Annotated in this window: 17 protein-coding genes; 6 read left to right on the forward strand and 11 right to left on the reverse strand. The window is 49.0% G+C overall.

Annotated features, from left to right (window positions below; all coding sequences use genetic code 11):
* Window positions 1–40 precede the first annotated feature (40 nt).
* The 5 genes from H6585_10300 to H6585_10320 form a co-directional block, all read right to left on the reverse strand.
* Complete coding sequence (locus H6585_10300; protein ID MCB9448722.1) at window positions 41–454, reverse strand: hypothetical protein; 414 nt, start codon at window positions 452–454, stop codon at window positions 41–43.
* Window positions 451–2748, reverse strand: coding sequence for a TonB-dependent receptor (locus H6585_10305; GenBank protein ID MCB9448723.1), 2298 nt, complete (start codon window positions 2746–2748; stop codon window positions 451–453). Before H6585_10305 ends, H6585_10300 begins: the two co-directional genes overlap by 4 nt.
* A 34-nt stretch (window positions 2749–2782) precedes the next feature.
* Window positions 2783–3199 carry a hypothetical protein gene (locus H6585_10310; protein MCB9448724.1) on the reverse strand — a complete coding sequence of 139 codons (417 nt, stop codon included), beginning with the start codon at window positions 3197–3199 and terminating at the stop codon, window positions 2783–2785.
* 72 nt (window positions 3200–3271) lie between these two features.
* Window positions 3272–3796 carry a hypothetical protein gene (locus H6585_10315; GenBank protein ID MCB9448725.1) on the reverse strand — a complete coding sequence of 175 codons (525 nt, stop codon included), beginning with the start codon at window positions 3794–3796 and terminating at the stop codon, window positions 3272–3274.
* An 85-nt stretch (window positions 3797–3881) separates the two neighbouring features.
* The gene (locus tag H6585_10320) at window positions 3882–4646 is read right to left on the reverse strand and encodes a TIGR00730 family Rossman fold protein (GenBank protein MCB9448726.1); all 765 of its coding nucleotides are present in this window, start codon (window positions 4644–4646) and stop codon (window positions 3882–3884) included.
* A 76-nt stretch (window positions 4647–4722) separates the two neighbouring features.
* Between H6585_10320 and H6585_10325 the strand changes: the two genes are divergently transcribed.
* Together H6585_10325 and H6585_10330 are read left to right on the forward strand one after the other, a co-directional pair.
* A complete protein-coding gene (locus H6585_10325) occupies window positions 4723–6228 on the forward strand; it encodes a glycosyltransferase family 39 protein (GenBank protein ID MCB9448727.1) in 1506 nt (501 codons plus the stop codon).
* A 13-nt stretch (window positions 6229–6241) separates the two neighbouring features.
* On the forward strand, window positions 6242–7201 hold the full coding sequence (locus H6585_10330) for a glycosyltransferase family 2 protein (protein MCB9448728.1): 960 nt from the start codon (window positions 6242–6244) through the stop codon (window positions 7199–7201).
* Window positions 7202–7204: 3 nt separating this feature from the next.
* Here H6585_10330 and H6585_10335 read toward each other — a convergent pair whose 3' ends face one another.
* The 3 genes from H6585_10335 to H6585_10345 form a co-directional block, all read right to left on the reverse strand.
* Window positions 7205–8977 (reverse strand): T9SS type A sorting domain-containing protein, encoded by a 1773-nt coding sequence (locus H6585_10335; GenBank protein ID MCB9448729.1) that lies wholly within the window; start codon window positions 8975–8977, stop codon window positions 7205–7207.
* Window positions 8978–9154: 177 nt separating this feature from the next.
* Window positions 9155–10102 (reverse strand): hypothetical protein, encoded by a 948-nt coding sequence (locus H6585_10340; GenBank protein ID MCB9448730.1) that lies wholly within the window; start codon window positions 10100–10102, stop codon window positions 9155–9157.
* On the reverse strand, window positions 10044–10784 hold the full coding sequence (locus H6585_10345) for a hypothetical protein (protein ID MCB9448731.1): 741 nt from the start codon (window positions 10782–10784) through the stop codon (window positions 10044–10046). The genes H6585_10340 and H6585_10345 overlap by 59 nt, the downstream gene beginning before the upstream one ends.
* A gap of 87 nt (window positions 10785–10871) precedes the next feature.
* On the opposite strand from H6585_10345, the gene H6585_10350 reads away from it, so the two are divergent.
* Window positions 10872–11594: a hypothetical protein gene (locus H6585_10350; protein MCB9448732.1), complete on the forward strand. Its 723-nt coding sequence runs from the start codon at window positions 10872–10874 to the stop codon at window positions 11592–11594.
* An 84-nt stretch (window positions 11595–11678) separates the two neighbouring features.
* The gene (locus H6585_10355; protein MCB9448733.1) at window positions 11679–12395 is read left to right on the forward strand and encodes a DUF2807 domain-containing protein; all 717 of its coding nucleotides are present in this window, start codon (window positions 11679–11681) and stop codon (window positions 12393–12395) included.
* Between the two features lie 55 nt (window positions 12396–12450).
* On the opposite strand, the gene H6585_10360 is transcribed toward H6585_10355, so the two are convergent.
* Entirely contained in the window at window positions 12451–12885 is a 435-nt protein-coding gene (locus H6585_10360) for an OsmC family peroxiredoxin (GenBank protein MCB9448734.1), read from the reverse strand.
* 83 nt (window positions 12886–12968) lie between these two features.
* Here H6585_10360 and H6585_10365 point away from each other — a divergent pair, with 83 nt between their 5' ends.
* A complete protein-coding gene (locus tag H6585_10365; GenBank protein MCB9448735.1) occupies window positions 12969–13565 on the forward strand; it encodes a DNA-3-methyladenine glycosylase 2 family protein in 597 nt (198 codons plus the stop codon).
* 25 nt (window positions 13566–13590) lie between these two features.
* Here H6585_10365 and H6585_10370 read toward each other — a convergent pair whose 3' ends face one another.
* The gene (locus H6585_10370; GenBank protein MCB9448736.1) at window positions 13591–14307 is read right to left on the reverse strand and encodes an S-adenosylmethionine-binding protein; all 717 of its coding nucleotides are present in this window, start codon (window positions 14305–14307) and stop codon (window positions 13591–13593) included.
* Window positions 14294–14884: a restriction endonuclease gene (locus tag H6585_10375; protein ID MCB9448737.1), complete on the reverse strand. Its 591-nt coding sequence runs from the start codon at window positions 14882–14884 to the stop codon at window positions 14294–14296. Before H6585_10375 ends, H6585_10370 begins: the two co-directional genes overlap by 14 nt.
* A 241-nt stretch (window positions 14885–15125) precedes the next feature.
* Between H6585_10375 and H6585_10380 the strand changes: the two genes are divergently transcribed.
* Entirely contained in the window at window positions 15126–17195 is a 2070-nt protein-coding gene (locus tag H6585_10380) for a M13 family metallopeptidase (protein ID MCB9448738.1), read from the forward strand.
* Window positions 17196–17401: the final 206 nt, after the last annotated feature.

Genomic DNA, 17401 nt, shown 5'->3' on the forward strand with positions numbered 1-17401 from the left:
TCGGTGTGCCCGAATAAACGGCCAATGTATCCTCGTTTTGCTACTGCACCGTCAGGTTCAATGTGAGCTGCGTGATGTTCCCATCCCGGTCTACGATGGAGAATACCCACTTTTCGGTTCCTGCCGTATTGCGTGTAATGAGGGTGGTGTCTTTTGAATACCCTGTGTATTCGCTGGCCTGCATGAGGTAGTTGTAAAATGTGGTTGTGGTGGTGGTGCCATCATAAGCATACGAAATGTTGTAGCTCTTCAGGTCGTCTTCTGTTTTGGTGGCGGTGATGCCCACCAGGAGGGTGTCGTTCATGCCCACGGTGGCATCGGAGGATGTGTAGCCGGCGCCTGTTTTGAAGACCACATCCGGTGGGATGTGCGGGTCGGTTTCTTTTTTACAGGATGTGAGCAGTGTGGTTGCCAGGCAAGCCATTGCCAGCAAAGAGGTGACGGATGTTTTCATGGCTTTTGTTTGGGATTGAATGTCATGGTGAAGCGCAGGGAGATGTTCCTTCCCATGTTGTATATGTTGAACTCTTTGTATCGCGAGAGGTGGTCGTAGTAGACTTCGTTCAGCAGGTTGTTGCCGGCGAGAGAGACGGAATAATCGTGACGTGGTGTATGGAAAACGGCACCGGCGGATGCTTCCATCAGCATGTACCCGTCGGTGGATGTTTCGAACTGGGCCGGGTGGTGCTGGGGTGCTACGCGGTTGATACCTGCCTGTACGAAAGCCGAGGCGAGTTTTCCTTTCCGGCCGCTGGTCAGTCGCAGGGTACCGCCGTATTTACTGGCGGGGATGAAGGGCAGCTGCTCGCCCAGGTCGGTACGTCCCTTGACTGTGGCGAAGTGGAACTTCACCGAAAGCCAGGGCAAGGGTGAAGGGTGCAGTTCGGCGGATGCTTCACTTCCCCGGAGTGTTGCATTTTGTTGCTGGTAACGGTAGATACGGAACCCGATGTATTCGTCATCGGTGGGTGCCAGGTAGATATAATGGAGGAAATGGTTCTCGTAGGCGGAAGCGGTTATTGTCAGCCATTCGGTATCGTACGACAGGTAGCTGTCGAAACAGATGTTCTGTTCAACCTTGAGATCTGTATTCCCGATTTCGTACCGCACGGTTCCTTCGTGCAGGCCGTTGGATGAAAGTTCGGCCAGGTTCGCTGCCCTGTACCCGGTCGACAGGTTCAGTTTTCCATTCAGGTGTTTGCGGTCGGTCAGGCTGATGCCTGCGGCGCCGTTCAGCGAGGTATACAGTTTGTTGACCGGCTGGATGTCGGATGCCGGGTTGTTCGGGAAATCGGTATTGATGGTGCCTGTTTCGAAGGTGGTGATGTGTTTCAGGTCGTACCGGATCCCACCTTCGGCACACACATACTTCCCCCGGTGTTTCAGGTAGGCGAAGAAGGAAGACTCGGCCAGGTTGGCGTCGGGTACGATGGTACGCGAGCCGAAATTGCGGTTGGTCTGGTAGAGGTTCTGGTTGCCGAGGTTGATACCGGTGTGTTCGTTCAATTGCCTGATCCACGCAAGGTTCATGCTATGGCTGTTCAGTTGCATGTTCAGGCTGATGCGGTTGCCACCTTCCTGCTCCTGTCGATTGTTCAGATGTGTGCCGGCATCCACTTTCAGGGTGGAATGTTTCAGGTAGAAGGTGTTGCGGGAAGTGAGCATGTGCATGAGTACCGTATGATGGGGCATATCGAAGTTGCGGCTGAGCCTGCCGTCTTCGGTCAGGTTACCGGTGAAGGCATCCATCAGGAATCCGTAGTTGCTCAATGAAAACAGGTAGCTGTTGTCGATGAGCCAGCGTTTGCCTCTCCATCCGTAAGTCCCTTTGACATGGTATCCGTCGAAACGTGAGTTGAGGATGCGTTTGCCGTTGCCGTCGGCATAGTCGGCATGACTTTCTTCCCCTATGCGCAGCCGCCAGAAATGATGGTCGGTTGCCCCTTTGATGCCCGCATCGGTTTGGTTGCCGTAGGTGTTCGTGTGAACAGCAGTGGAAACGTCACCAATGACGGAGCCGGTCGGGGCGGGTTTTTCCTCGATGATGTTGAGCACGCCTCCCATGGCCTCCGATCCGTACAGGAGCGATGCAGGTCCTTTGATGATCTCAATCCGGTCTACCCCAATGTCGGATAAGCCCAGGCCATGTTCATCCTGCCATTGTTGGTTGTCGAACCGCATGCCTGATAGAACGGTTTGAATCCGGTTGCCGTAGAGTCCGCGGATGACCGGTTTGGAAATACCGGTGCCGGTAGAGAGTTGGTTTACGCCAGGCAGTTGTGCAATCCCCTCGGTGAGGGTAACCGCGCCATTGTTGCGCATGGAGGTGGCAGATAGTGTGACGATGTTGTTCGGGGTCTCGTCGGGTTTACTGCTTTGCGTTCCGTAAACAACAACCTCAGGGTAAACCGTTCTTGACTGTACAAGCTGTACTGTCACATTCACCACTGAGTCCCGGAGGTCAATGGTAGATATATGTGTTTTGTATCCGATGCATGTAACCTGTATTTGTACCGTGCCTGCGGCAAGGCGGCAGGTTTTGAAATGCCCGTTCACATCGGTGGATGCGGCGGAATTTCTTTCAGGTATGAATACATTGGCGAAGGGGACAGGGGTGCCCAGACTGTCGGATACAACCTTTCCCTGAATGCAGGTCTGTGCGAAAGACAGACCCGGCAGCATCCATAACAGAAGCGCAATGCGTTTCATGGCATCAAACCAATCCTGTCCCGCCCGTGCATACAGCATGCGGACAGGACAGGAGGTATGACTTCAACAAGCCTTATTCGGCTTTGTATTTGTATTCCCAAACATCGCTGTTGGATTGGGTTTGCTTCGCCCAGAATTCTTTGTTGGTGAGGCGGAGGATACGGAAAGACATTTCGCTGGAAGAACCGCTGGATTTGAAACGGATGTCGTCTTTGTCTTCACCGAGTTCCCATGTGCCGGAATCAGCAAAATTACCTTCGGTTCTATAGGTGCCGTCTTTTTCAATTTCCAGCATGAAGTTGGCACCCTGAGCTGATACAAATGTGGAAGTTTGATCGGTACCGTTCACGCTATACGATTCAATTTTCCATTCTCCGTGCAGGCGTGATTTGATGGAGCGGAAGCTAAAGGCCGGGCCTTCTTCGAATTTCTTGCATGAGGATAAAATGCATACGGAGGCCAGAGCGGCCAGAACAAAAATACGTTTCATTGTTTGTGTTTTTTCTGGTTGATAAATCATACGCCCGGTGCGAGGAGGCTCCGGGTAGGGGCGGGAAGTTTATCAGGCCAGATCGGGAGGGGGGGATTCCGGATCACCTAAAGTAGTGATGGCGGAGAAACAATAGGGAGATGACAGTTCCGAAAAGCCTGTCGTTAATTGGATGTGATAGGGTTGTTTGACCAGGTATTGGAGGGTCATGATCTTTACGAGCATCCGGGCGGATTGTCCGGCATTATCGCGGTCGTTGTCAAGGCGCTTTCGTACCCATTCGTCCATTTTGGTGAACAGGCGGGATTCCTGTTTGTCGTCGATGCAGTGCAAAATGACGCGGCCGTTCTGGTTTTCCTTTTTCACCACATCATACAGCTCTCCCTGGTGCATCAGTTCTTTGCCGTCTTCCAGCCAGGTTATCTCCGCGGAGCGGGGAAATACCAACTGCTTCAATTCGTCAGGTGCAATTTGATTCCCGATCTGCGTCTTCACTTCCCGGCGGGTGCGGTACTGCAGGAATTTATACAGCGGGTAAGGGCCTGCAACCGAGATCACAAGAGAAACCAACAACGTTATGGATAGGATCCTTTTCACAATACACGCAACAAATATAGGGTATGGCATTAAGTTTTCATACGCGATCCGGCGAATTCCGATGGTATTGTATGCGGATAAGGTCTCAGATGCTTTTCTCCCCGAACAGCCTGGATGGATGTGAAGGCTTGATTTTGCTGAGTCCGTAGGGGGCGATTGCTTTTTGGCGGATGTGTTCGGTTGCTTCTTCGATGGAGTCGGTGACAAGGAACAGTTCCAGGTCTTTCCTGTCGATGGTTTTTTCTCCGACCATTTTGTCGATGTGTGTCAGCATTTGTTCGTAGTAGGACCGGCCGATCACCACCACGGGAAACTGTTTCATTTTACCGGTTTGAATGAGGGTTAGGGCTTCGAACATCTCATCAAGCGTACCCAGTCCGCCAGGCATGACCACGAATGCATAGGAGTATTTTGACAGAAGCACTTTCCGCACAAAGAAATAGTGAATGCTGACCCACCGGTGCAGGTACGGGTTTGGCCTTTGTTCCATAGGCAGGATGATGTTGCATCCGACCGACCTGCCACCTGCTTCCATGGCGCCTTTGTTGGCGGCCTCCATGATGCCGGGGCCGCCACCGGTCATGACGGTGAAGCCCAGTTTGGCCATGGCGCCACCCACCTTTTCCGCCGCCTCATAGTAGGGGTGGCCGTCTTTGAACCTGGCAGATCCGAACACAGTCACACACGGTCCGGCAAAGTGCAAAACGCGGAAGCCGCGAATAAAATCAACCAGCACCTGGATAAGAAAAATGAATTCCCGGAACCGGGAATGGGGGCCGCTCAGGAATGCCGTATCCTGAGAGATGATATGTGAGAGTGATTCCGTATCCGGTGTTTTTGATGTGCTCATAATAATATATGGTTGCAAACGTATAAAGGTACAAAGATCAAACAACGTCGATATTTTTCCGGATACAGGTCCCGGAATGATGAACATTTTGTATATTGTCACGCGGATTGACGGAATGAAAAGTATATGGAATAAATATTTTCGGTTTGTATTCCTCGCCCTTCTGATTTACATGCCCTTGTTCGGCCACCTGGATACCCTACCCATCAGGGTTTGGGATGAAAGCAGGCTTGCGGTCAACGCAGTTGAAATGTATTATGACGGCGATTGGATTGTTACCCATTTCGATGGGAAACCGGATATGTGGAATACCAAACCACCGCTGATGATATGGGCGCAGGTGATTTGTATGAAATTGCTTGGTCCTGGTGAATTGGCGGTTCGGCTGCCTTCAGCATTGGCTGGTTTTCTGACATGCGTGTTGCTGCTGGTTTTCTCACTTAGGTACCTTCGGAGTTACTGGTTCGGATTTATATGTATCATGGTGTTGATTACAACACACGGTTACCTCAATGTACATTCGACAAGAACGGGAGATTACGATGCCTTGCTGGCGTTCTTCACCACATGCGGTTGCATTGTTTTCTTTTTCTATTGCGAGGAACCATCAAAGCAACGTTTGTATGCATTCTTCGGAATGCTGGTTTTGGGTGTTCTTACTAAGGGGATAGCAGGGATGTTGCTTCTGCCGGGTGTTGTTGTTTATGGCCTTTTGCAAAAGAAACTGTCTTATATATGGAAAAGCAAGCATTTTTACCTGGGGGCCTTGGGAGTACTGGCGATTATATCCGGGTACTATTTGTTGAGAGAGGCTTATAATCCCGGGTTTCTGAATGCCGTGGTTGAGAATGAACTGGGCGGTCGCTACCTGGAAATAAATGAAGGGCATTCAGCGGGTTTCTGGTATTATTTCAATAACCTGTTGGATTTTCAGATGCCGGAATGGAGTTGGATGATTCCCATCGGATGGGCCACTGGCCTGGCCAGCAACGATGATAGGATGCGTAAGGTGTCGCAATTTTCAATGAGCATGGCCCTCACTTACTTTCTTGTCATCTCCGCCAGTCAAACCAAGCTGGAGTGGTATGATGTGCCTATTTATCCTTTCCTTTCCATGGCTGTGGCGCAAGCGATGTACTTTGTCTATGAATGGCTCCGCGGCAGTCAATGGATCAATGCCGCATTGCAGGTAAATGTGATTCCGCTCATTGCCGTGTTTTATACATTCAATCAGCCGTTTCAACGGGTATGGGAGCAGTCCTACAAGCCCGCGGTCTACGCCTGGGAAAAGGATCTGTATGAAATCGGTTTCTATCTTCAACATGCGGCGAAGGGAAGTGTTGATATGCATGATTGCTATATCTTGTTTCCTGGCTACAGTGCTCAAAATCTTTTTTATGCCCATATATTAACCCACCAGGGAAAGAATGTATCCATCCGTGATCCGGCACTGCTGGTGAAAGATGATGTGGTAGTCGTAGGGGAAGACGAAATGAAAAACTATCTTTCCGAGCATTTTGAGTACGAGGAAATCAGCAGACGGGGCGTAGTTATAATGTACAGAATTCATGGAAGGAAATAAACTTCATTCGAATATGATTGAGCTGTCAGTTGTGGTCCCTGTGTTCAACGAGCACCACTCCATACCGGAACTCTACGCACGTCTTCAGCAGGCAGCTTCAGGCATCACCCCTCAATATGAACTGATCTTTGTGAATGACGGAAGCACCGACAACTCCCTGGCTTCCCTCGTTCAATTGGCAAAAGAACAACACAACGTCTTTTATATCAACTTCAGCAGGAACTTCGGTCATCAGCTGGCGGTATCCGCCGGACTGGATGCCGCACATGGAAAGGCAGTGGTGATTATCGACGGCGACCTGCAAGACCCGCCTGAACTGATCGGGGATATGTACGCCAAATACAAAGCAGGGTATGAGGTGGTGTATGCCCGTCGCATTGAACGAAAAGGCGAAGGGTTGTTCAAACGGCTCACGGCAAAAATGTTTTATCGCGCACTGCGTTGGATGACATCCATCGATATACCTCTTGATACGGGTGATTTCAGGTTGATTGACCGGAAGGTGGTGGACCAGCTCAAACACATGCCCGAGCAAAACAAGTTCCTGCGGGGACAAATCGCGTGGTTGGGTTTCCGGCAAACGGAGGTTACTTTCTCAAGAGATAAGCGCAAATACGGGAAGACAGGTTATTCCCTGGCCAAGATGTTCCGGTTTGCCATGGATGGCATAACGGGTTTTTCAGACCGTCCGCTGCTGATGGTGAGTCGCCTGGGTTTTCTCTTTTCCTTTATTGCTTTCCTCGTGATCCTGTATGCCTGCTACTCCTACTTTGTGATGCACAGAACCATCACGGGGTGGACTTCCCTCATCATCAGTTCCATGTTCATCGGAGGTATACAACTCATTTCGGTGGGCATCATCGGTGCCTACATCAGCCGCATCAACCGCAATGTGCAAAACCGGCCGCTCTATGTGGTGGAAAGCACCAACCTGGTTGAAACGCATGCGGAAGCACCCGTGCACGTCGAGTAAATCTTATTGGCGGATCACCTTCTGCACCCACGTTTGCCCATCACCACTTATCTCCAGGAAATAAACCCCGGCAGGAAGCGCTTCCAGTGATACCGATTCCTGGTAGGTGCCGGATGCAAGTGTTTTGTTGTTCCAGAAAGTTTGCACGCATTGCCCGTAGAGGTTGTACATTTTGGCGCTATATGCACCCGGCTCGCGTGTGGCAATTTGAATAAATAAAAGGGATGAAGTGGGGTTGGGGAAGACCCGGATATTGCTATCTCCGTTCTCATTCAAACCTGTATACTTAAATATGTATAAGCGTGTACTCTGATCATATACCTGTGCAGATAAGGAAGAATAGAGGTTGATAACCGGTGGTTGGTCGTTTATGATTCGGGAATTGATAAAATCGGCCAGTAGGTAATAGGTACCTGAAGCCAGGCTGTCAAAGTGAAAGTACCCTGAACTGTCAGTGGTGCATTTCATAAAAGGAGTGATGTTATTTACGGGATCATTGGATTTTATTCCCAAGAGTAAGTCCTTTCCGGGAAGTGGATCGTATGTGCCCTTACCCAATTGAAGTACGCCGTCAAAGGTCAAATTCCCTTTGGGTTTACTTGAATGAAAAATGGATATGTCCCTGTAGATATCAGAGGTGTCGCAAGGGTATAGCGAAACGGAATTGTACCAGAAGGGAGTGGATGGAAAATAAGTGGGTAAGTAATTTTCATTTCCCACAGCCGGTAAGGCAGGGATGGCTTTAACAAAATAATTATTCTGGGCCAAGCTATCGAAAACGTACCTGCCGGTGGACAAAATGGGTTGCTCACCTTCAAACGTCCAGTTTTGCGGTTTGAGATCGCTTCCGAATAGTTGTGTTATCCCGGTATCAAGAAGGTTGGAATCATTGACAAATACCCTGCCGTGCATGTTCAAAGAAGCTGCCGTATCGGCAACTACGTAGAAAGGAAAATCCCGGTAAGTGCTTGCAATCAGAATACCCCCGCGATATTCCTTTACAACGTAGCCTATCTGGTACAGACCTAGGAAATCAATACCCGCTTTCATTATCCCGGTTGCACGGTCAATGGTCAAAGGGACTGACCCGCCCAACATATTGGAAACAGAATACCCTGAGGCAAAGACAACATCGAGATAGGGAGGTGCAGGGGGAGGCTCGGGCATGGGAGCTAGCGTATTGCCACCGCTAAACGGAGCGATCAACTCATACACCAATGAGTCGCCATCGATATCTGTGGCGGACGCATCATACTGAAAATATCTGTCTAATATGCCGCCATAAGGGATTTCCTGTTTGAACACAGGAGGAGAGTTGTGTAGCTCCGTATTGATGAATGTTTGTAGCGTCATGCCCGTGTTGGTGGGATTGACGAGGTTGCTGATGCCTCCATTGCGGCAACAACGCTGATAAGCCAATGTGTACCCACCTTTGATGTCGGGCAGGTAGGCAGTATCCTTATACATTGTTCTTTCGGTACAAGCCACTTCATTAAACATACATGTGTTGGAAGGATCATAAGTTATGGTGTCGCTTATTCCGCTATAGGGAATGTGCAGGTGCATAACCAGTTTCCCGGTAGAGTTAAAAATGCCGATGGAAGCCGTATCGTCGAAAGCAAGGTAATCGTACTTGCAATCCTTATAAATTGTCAGCTGAATTTCGTAGTTGTCAGATCCAAGGTAGGTGTAAGATATTGATCCGCCTTCAATGTGTGTGGCCTGGGCATATTGACAGCATATCGCCATCAGCATCATGATGTGGAATTTCTTCATGCAGGGAATATTTATATCCTATATGTAAACATAGTGCAATCCGCCAATATGTCTGGAGAAAATTCTTGAACGGTAGGGTATACGGAATGAATTACATGATCGGATATATGAATGACAATAACAAATGAAAAAGCCACCCGGGAAAGGTGGCTTTTTCTGTTGCAGGGAGCCGGAGGATCAATGGAAGCGGAATCGAACCAGTTTGGTGCGACCAGCCTTCAGCGGTATCAACATGAAATAGGTACCGAAGTTCACTGCCTCGGCAATGCGTTCGTGATCGTTTACGCGAAGGGATGATGCGGTGCGCAGGATCATCTTGTTGTCTTTGTTATTAAACAAGGCCTTCTTGGTGTATTTTCCTGATTCGTCAAGGGTGACAACCACCGTTGTTGATTTTTTAGGTTTGGTCATCGTATAGAGGTCTTTGTCACTCTTCACTTTGGTTGCATCCATGTTCTTGGGGTTGTCGTTGTAGATGAAGAACATCTTGTCCTGTGCAGTACCGAAGATGAAAGAGCTGAACATGCCATTGTCGTTGGTGGTATGCTGGAGTTTGGGGATGTTGGCCAGCCACTTGATGGAGCCGTCGGGGTTGATGTTGATGGCGATGATGTTGTTGCGCACGTAATGGTACACATAGCTGCAACTGCGGGCCCCGGTCTTCGGGTCGGTGGAGCAGTGTTCCACCACATAGGAGAAAGAATATTCGGATACGAGAATGGCGCTGCCGTCATCTTTCTGCACGAAATGTTTCAGGTTGAAGACGGTGGAGATGCCCCGTCCCTTATCGGCATTCCGCTGCGAGGTAAGGTCGGCGATAAACTGCTTGTCGAGTTCCTTTGTGCCCAGGCTTTCTACCTGCCTGGTTTCTTTGTTCACGCGGAAAAAGAAAATGCCATTGATCTCGTCACGGCTGCGTTTGGCTTCCACATTGCCGTAAAAACCAGAACAGATGATGCCGAATTCGGGGTCGATGGAGTAAGAGATATCGGTGATGTGTTTGTTGGGAAGGCTGATGTCGTATTCAATCACCTGTCCTTCACCGGTCGGGTCAATGGCAAGGATCTCATAATAATAGCCGGCCTCTGCCATCTTCTTCTTGGCTTTGGCTTCCTTGCGTTCCAAGTCGATGCGGGCCAGCGTATATCCGGCCGTCGCGGGCCAGCGTATATCCGGATACACTGAAGTTCTTGTCTTTGTAAGGAAGCGAAATTTCAAGCGACCGTTCTTCTTTCAGGTCTTCATCGAGAATCTTGAAACCGAACTTCTCTCCGGCGTACTTGGAAAACGGAGGGTTGTTGACCAGCAATATCTTTGTGGAATCCTGCGAAGCATACACCTCGAAAGATCCGATGTTTCGCCTGCTTTCGGCGGTGATCTGGGAAATGGTTCTCAGGTTGCCCGTGAGCCTGCCGTCATTGTCGAATTCCTGTGCAAACAAACTGTAGTTATCAGCCTTCCTGTCGTATTTGGATACCATCACATACAATTTGTTTTTGAGGAACAACAACTCCTTGTAAGCATAATCCTTGGTGTCAATGATTCTTCCCAGGTCCTTTTTATGCCCCATGAACGGGTATTCGTTTTTACGCTGAAGGTCGTTGTAGCTGTATTTCACAAGACTTGTTGTACCTTTGGAGAACTTTGTCCCCATCAGGTAATCACCCCGCTTGCCCTCCATGGAAATACGCTCTGACCGGGAAAACGGATTGTCTTTACCCCAGAATACTTCCACGTCTTTTTGCGCTTGAACAGTCACAGTCAGGCCCATCATGGCTAAAACAATTCCAATACGATATCTCTTCATTTGTTGAATATTATTAATAAAAACCTATTAATTTTATCCCCGGTTCAGGCCTGTAAAGGTCGAAAAGAATATTAGTAAACATATATAATGAGTAAAAAAAATATCCTCGGTTTATTGTTGATGCTGATGTTTTTTGTTGATCTGCGGGCGCAGGACAGCTCATCGGTGATCATTAAAGTTTTTAAACCGGGCGAGGATGCACCGACCGTGCCATCGGCTCCGGTGGAGGCTGACCGGCACATGATAGAGGTCAATTCGTACCTCCTGTTTCGCGGGATTCTCCAGGTTCAGTACGCCCATGCCTTCAACGATCATGTGGTTGGGGAAGCGGGCGCAGGACTTACCTACCGCGATTTCATTTATGAGTGGCTGAAGAATGATTTCCAGCTATTCCCATCCGAAGGATTTCACCCGGGATACGGAACGGAGGTAGGTTTGCGATTCTATCCCGGAGGCCATGACAGTTTCGAAGGTTTTTTCATTTCTCCATCGGTCACCTACCGGCATTACAACCTCGGAGATGTCTACAACAGTTATGTTGTACCCGGCTATCCCGATCACATGGAAACGGGCTATGATTTCACAGATGCAAGGCTCACGCTGGGCTATCAGTTTTATAACGATGTCTACTCCTGGCTCTACGGGGATGTGTTGTCTCAGATTTATTTAGGGGTCGGATTACGAAATGTGGTTTCCCGGGAATACGAGGAGCAGATCGGTGGCGCGTATAACAGCTACTACTTGCCCGCAACCAATCGTTTCAGCCAGTTTCAGTTGCTGCTGGGCTTTAGTACCGGCTTTCCATTCTGACGTTTGAAAGAAAATTTTCACGGTCCGTGCAACCTTTTGGTAAATGCGCATCCTTAGGTAAACGAATCCAAAATACGCTTACCTATGAAAAAGACATTGATACTCGGATGCGCGCTGTTGGCGCTGGCATCCTGCAGCCGCGACCGGTTTGTCATCAGCCCCTCCGGGCATATCGTCCGTGATGAGGTAACCCTTAACAACGTTCACGAATTGGAGCTGTCAGATGCGTTTGTCGCCTACGTGAGCTTTTCACCCACCGAAGAGAAGTTGGTGATCGAAGCTGACGACAACCTGATGCCATTGGTGAAGGTCAGGGATAAAAACGGCACGCTGGATATCAGCATGAAAAACAACATCCGCTTGGTAGGACGGGCCACCAAAGTGGCTTACATCACCGTGCGTGACCTGAGTCGCATCGATATTTCCGGTGCTTCCGCCGTGTTTTTTGAAGATACCCTGGTTACCTCCGACCTTGAAGTGAATCTGTCCGGATCAAGTCGGATTGAAGGAGAACTGGACGTGACCTACCTGAATGCTGACCTTTCCGGTTCATCCGAGGTGACATTCGAAGGACATGCCGATACCTATCGCGCACATGGAAGTGGTTCAAGTCGTTTCGAAGGACTGGACCTGGACGCCGACCACGTGGATGTGGATCTTTCCGGATCCAGCAGCATGCATGTGACCGTAAACCAGACGTTGGAAGCCGATCTTTCCGGTTCTTCCGTGGTATACTACCGCGGTAACGGTGTGATCACCCGAAAGGAACTCTCCGGCGGATCAAAGGTGGTAAGGCTGTAAAGAGCAACAGCATACAGCAACAGCATACAGTGTACCCTGTATGCTGTATGCTGTCTTACGCTGTCTGAAGCAGCTTCGCGTTCAAGCGAATCTCCGCCGTACTGCCTGAGTACAACCTTGAAATAGGACATTTCTCCTTCGCTGCCTGGCTCAGCTTTTCAAACTGTTCCTGAGAAAGGCCGTCGCATTTCACGTTGCATTCCAGTTCAATCAGGCTGATCATCGGACCCGTGTCATCACGGTCCAGCGTTACGGTGGCCCTGGTCTCAATCTTTTCAGGTGTCAGACCTTCGCCTGAGATCAATGCCGACAGGAACATGGAATAACATCCGGCATGTGCGGCGCCCACCAGTTCTTCTGGATTGGTGCCTTCACCGCTTTCGAAACGGGATGCAAAGGTGAACGGTCCGTTGAACTGACTGAATTGCATGGTGCCCTTTCCCTCTTTCAGGGTGCCGTTCCATACGGCCTGGGCAGTTCTTTTTGACATATGAGTGGGTGTTGTGTTTGATACGAAGTAAAGCTAAACAAATCCCAAGAAACCGTAGGCCTGATTATGTATATTTGCCTGAAATGAAAGGTCAGAAGGCAATACAAAAACACTTGTCCGGGCAGGATCCTGTCATGGCGCGACTGATTACGGAGATAGGTCCGTGTGCATTGAAGAAGAGGGATCCTTACCGTGCATTGCTGGGATCCATCGTTTCACAGCAACTTTCTACCAAGGCCGCCGACACCATCTGGAAACGCATGATGGAGGTCATCGGACACGACCTTTCAGCAGACAATATCCTGAAGTATTCCGTTGAAGACTTTCGAAGTGCCGGGCTCTCCAACGCCAAAGCCAGCTGGGTGCTGGATCTTTCCGACCGTGTGATACGTGGTGCAGTTGACCTCAATGCATTCGATACCCTGGATGATGACGCGGTGAAAAAGGAACTGCTCAACCTGAAAGGGATCGGCAGCTGGACGGCTGACATGTTCCTCATGTTTTCCCTGAACCGGCTCGACATATTGCCCGTTGGGGATGTGGGGATCCAAAGGGCCATCCGTGTTCACTACGGATTGAAGTCAAGACCATCGGAACGAACCATGGTCCGCATCGCCCGCAACTGGCAGCCTTATCGCACGGTGGCCTGCTGGTACCTGTGGCAGTCCCTGGATGCGTGACCGGTTGGTTATGGCAGGTTGAGTATTACCCGCCCGTCTTTTTATAACGTTTTGTGCGATCATTAAACTCCAACCTAAGTGTCCCGTTCAAATCATTTTTTGCGGCCTGGGAGTGATTTTTATAGGTGTCCCAAGTTGGTTGATATTCCTCAGCCTGATTTCCAAATCCTTGCCATCCAGATCTTGTATTTCGAGCAAATAATTCAAGATATGGTCCTGGACTGCACGATTCAATTATATTGTAAAGCTCATCGGGTTTGCGCGAATGTTCCTGTTTTCTTGTTGCTATGAAATTAACTTGGCTTCTTCCTGGTTTCAATGTTCGCATGCTGCCTCTAACACCAAACAGAATAACTTCCGTGGTATTTCGAAAATAAAAGCCAACACCACGCCCATCAGGCCCCCCGTCTTTTCTGATCTTATGCCAGATTAAATTGGATTTATATTTATACCCCCAAGCTTTCATTACTTCTAATCCATCCGGAAGTAGGGCATTTGGAACCCATAAGTACAAGTGACTTTTCTCTCCTGCAACCAATGAAACTGGTATTTCTTTGATTTCATCTAACGACATCGTTCCATACCGGTTAAGTCTCTTGTGTTCCGGTGCAACTTTTCCTGTACGATTTGTAAATCTCCATGGTGGGTCAGCTAATACAGCGCCATACTTAAGATCCGGCACGGTTTCAATGAAGTCCTTAGCCGCACTATTTTCACCAAAGTTTTGCTTAGCAATTTTCATTGTAAAGTTCCTTTTTTAAACCGAATACCAGCAGCGGGCATCCCGAACCTCCACCACCTTCAATTCGGGGTATGAGTTTTGACATGTGCGTTGTGGAAGCACCATAGGAGGTGCCCCTATTCAATGAGTTGAAGATATCTTGAAGTTCATCAGTCCTGGTTATAATAACCCCAACACTTATAGCACGAAGATCGAACAGTAGCCTAAAGTTGTTCAGATCTCTATCAAAGAATGGGTCTTTATTATTCCATTCAATCTCAAGGGCAATTTTATTTTTATAGCAATCAATTTTATGGGTAGGTGAGTCCATGATCTCATTATCCACGCTTACGGAGGTTTTAAACTGCTTCTCTTCCCAACCGCGGTTGTATAGAAATTGATCAATAAACTCTGAAACTTTTGATTTTCTTCCACCACCTTCTACAAGCCAACTTTTACAAAGTTGGAATTCATTCAAGAGATCTAAAAGATCCTGCCATTCGTTGGGGAAATCACTTTTTAGGATCGCACAGGCGTGCTTCCATTCATGAATCTCATATTTTTCTTGAATGTTTTTCGGTATGAATTCTATTCCCATGCAAGCAAGTTAAGAAATAGTTCTGACCTGAGATTCAGTCATGCCTTATTGTTAAGAAGTACATGATAATCCTTTTGAAAAGTGACTTTAAGCGCATATTGATTGTGACACTGGACTGAACTTTATACGTGCAACATCCAAAATTTCCTTTCGTCTTTTCCTGCATTCCACACCATTTGTATGGCACGTGGCTTTTTTTCTATCTTGTGCACCCCTATAATCTCCAAATTCCAGCATTGCTATGAAACACAAATTACTTACCAGGCACATCCTGTGGGCAGGCGTAATCGCAGCTTCCCTCACGGCGTGCAAACAGAAAGAGGCCCAAGAAGCCACCGCTGCCGATTATAACGGGCACGGTTACGATCCCGCATACGCGGATACCACGGTGTCTCCATGCGACGATTTCTACCAGTACGCCATAGGTAACTGGATGAAAAACAACCCCGTTCCTTCTACGGAAAGCCGCTGGGGTAGCTTCAACATCCTCCAGGAACAAAATGAAGACAAACTGAAAGGCTTGCTTGAAACGCTCGTCGCCGACGCAACCCTGCAAAAGGGAGATTACAAACAACAGGTGGCTGACTTCTACTTTTCAGCCATGGATACAGTTGGTATTGAAAAGCGTGGTGTGAGCGATATCCAGCCTGAACTGGACATGATCAATGCCATCTCTAATCCGGAAGATCTGGCCAAATGCGTGGCCACCCTCCACACCATGAACATTGGACCCATGTTCATTTTCTACGTGGCCCAGGATGAAAAGAACAGCAGTCGTTACATTACCTGTATGAACGAGGGTGGGCTCAATCTGCCCGACCGCGATTACTACACAAACGATGATGACAGGTCGAAAGAACTGCGTGATGCTTACGTGAAATATATCACCGACATGTTCAAATTGTTGGGTGATGATGATGGCGCCGCGGCTCAAAAGGCAGCCACCATTCTGAAGATGGAAACCGAAATGGCCGCTGTATCGCTCACACGCGAAGAACACCGCGACGTGAAGGCGATGTACAACCTGAAAACCATTGCCGAAATCAACCGGATGGTGCCCGCATTTCCCTGGAACACATTCCTGGAAACCGCAGGTGTAAAGGGGGCAGATGAATGGGTGGTGGATCACCCTTCTTTCTTCGAAACATTGAACGGCATGATCAAAAGCCATTCAATGAACGATTGGAAAGCGTACCTGAACTGGCACCTGATCAATGCTTCCGCCCGCTACCTGAGCAAGCCCTTCGGTGATCTGGCATTCGGATTCTATGGTACCACCATGAGCGGCACCAAAGAGCAAAAAATCCGTTGGAAACGTGCGGTGAACAGCACCAGCAATACCCTGGGACAACCCGTGGGCCACGTATTTGTAGACAAGTACTTTTCGCAAGATTCGAAGAAGTATGTGGAAACCATGGTGGAAAACCTGCGCACCGCCTTCCGTAACCGCATCACCAACCTCGAGTGGATGAGCGATGATACCCGGCAGGCTGCACTGAAAAAACTGGATGCCTTTAGTTATAAAATCGGTTATCCGAACAAGTGGAGGGATTTCTCAAGCCTGGAGATCGACCGGAAATCGTATGCCAGGAACGTGATACGCACCAACCAGTTCGATTTTGCCTACATGGTAGGAAAACTCGGACAGCCGGTTGATCGCGAAGACTGGCTGATGTCCCCCCAGACTGTGAATGCATACTACTACCCGAATCTCAATGAGATCGTATTCCCCGCCGGTATCCTGCAACCGCCTTTCTATGACCCACAGGCGGATGATGCCGTGAACTACGGAGGCATCGGCGCCGTGATCGGTCACGAGTTAACCCACGGGTTTGACGATCAGGGCAGCCAGTATGACGGAGACGGGAATATGCATGACTGGTGGAACCCCGACGATACCACCAAATTCCAGGCGCGAACAGAAAAAGTTGCGAAGCAATTCGACGGCTTCAAGCCTTTCTCCGACGCATCCATCAACGGTCACATGACACTGGGTGAAAACATTGCCGACCTCGGCGGTTTGGTATTGGCCTACAACGCCCTCGAAGAATACATGAAAGGAAAAGAGGCCCCCGCCGATATCGCTGGCTTTAACTACCGCCAACGTTTCTTCCTGGGATGGGCCGACGTATGGAAACAAACCATCACCGAAAAAGAATTGCGCAGACGTCTGGTAACGGATGTGCACGCACCCGGTGAATACCGCGTGCTGGGTCCGCTGGCCAACCTGCCCCAATTCAAGGATGCATTCGGATGCAGCGAGGGAAATGCGATGGTACAACCCGATTCACTGAAGGCAGCCGTTTGGTAAACCTGTTTTATTTGAATTGAATTTCAAAGCGTCCCGCATAAACGGGGCGCTTTTTTGTTACGCCACAAACACACAAAGACGCAAAGAAGAGATTTACTATTATCGCCCCCTCACTTTGTGTCTTGGTGCCTTCGCGGCTTCTCCTTTCCGGTATGTATACATTTGAAACATTCCCGAATGAGTTTACCCGACCCCGCCTATGGCAT

The sequence above is a fragment of the Flavobacteriales bacterium genome, from assembly GCA_020635855.1.
GTDB lineage: Bacteria > Bacteroidota > Bacteroidia > JACJYZ01 > JACJYZ01 > JACJYZ01.

Coding starts and splice junctions, on each gene's coding strand:
- H6585_10300 (MCB9448722.1), bottom strand. CDS start 454: ATGAAAACATCCGTCACCTCTTTGCTGGCAATGGCTTGCCTGGCAACC.
- H6585_10305 (MCB9448723.1), bottom strand. CDS start 2,748: ATGCTGTATGCACGGGCGGGACAGGATTGGTTTGATGCCATGAAACGC.
- H6585_10310 (MCB9448724.1), bottom strand. CDS start 3,199: ATGAAACGTATTTTTGTTCTGGCCGCTCTGGCCTCCGTATGCATTTTA.
- H6585_10320 (MCB9448726.1), bottom strand. CDS start 4,646: ATGAGCACATCAAAAACACCGGATACGGAATCACTCTCACATATCATC.
- H6585_10325 (MCB9448727.1), top strand. CDS start 4,723: ATGATGAACATTTTGTATATTGTCACGCGGATTGACGGAATGAAAAGT.
- H6585_10330 (MCB9448728.1), top strand. CDS start 6,242: ATGATTGAGCTGTCAGTTGTGGTCCCTGTGTTCAACGAGCACCACTCC.
- H6585_10335 (MCB9448729.1), bottom strand. CDS start 8,977: ATGAAGAAATTCCACATCATGATGCTGATGGCGATATGCTGTCAATAT.
- H6585_10345 (MCB9448731.1), bottom strand. CDS start 10,784: ATGAAGAGATATCGTATTGGAATTGTTTTAGCCATGATGGGCCTGACT.
- H6585_10350 (MCB9448732.1), top strand. CDS start 10,872: ATGAGTAAAAAAAATATCCTCGGTTTATTGTTGATGCTGATGTTTTTT.
- H6585_10355 (MCB9448733.1), top strand. CDS start 11,679: ATGAAAAAGACATTGATACTCGGATGCGCGCTGTTGGCGCTGGCATCC.
- H6585_10360 (MCB9448734.1), bottom strand. CDS start 12,885: ATGTCAAAAAGAACTGCCCAGGCCGTATGGAACGGCACCCTGAAAGAG.
- H6585_10365 (MCB9448735.1), top strand. CDS start 12,969: ATGAAAGGTCAGAAGGCAATACAAAAACACTTGTCCGGGCAGGATCCT.
- H6585_10370 (MCB9448736.1), bottom strand. CDS start 14,307: ATGAAAATTGCTAAGCAAAACTTTGGTGAAAATAGTGCGGCTAAGGAC.
- H6585_10375 (MCB9448737.1), bottom strand. CDS start 14,884: ATGGGAATAGAATTCATACCGAAAAACATTCAAGAAAAATATGAGATT.
- H6585_10380 (MCB9448738.1), top strand. CDS start 15,126: ATGAAACACAAATTACTTACCAGGCACATCCTGTGGGCAGGCGTAATC.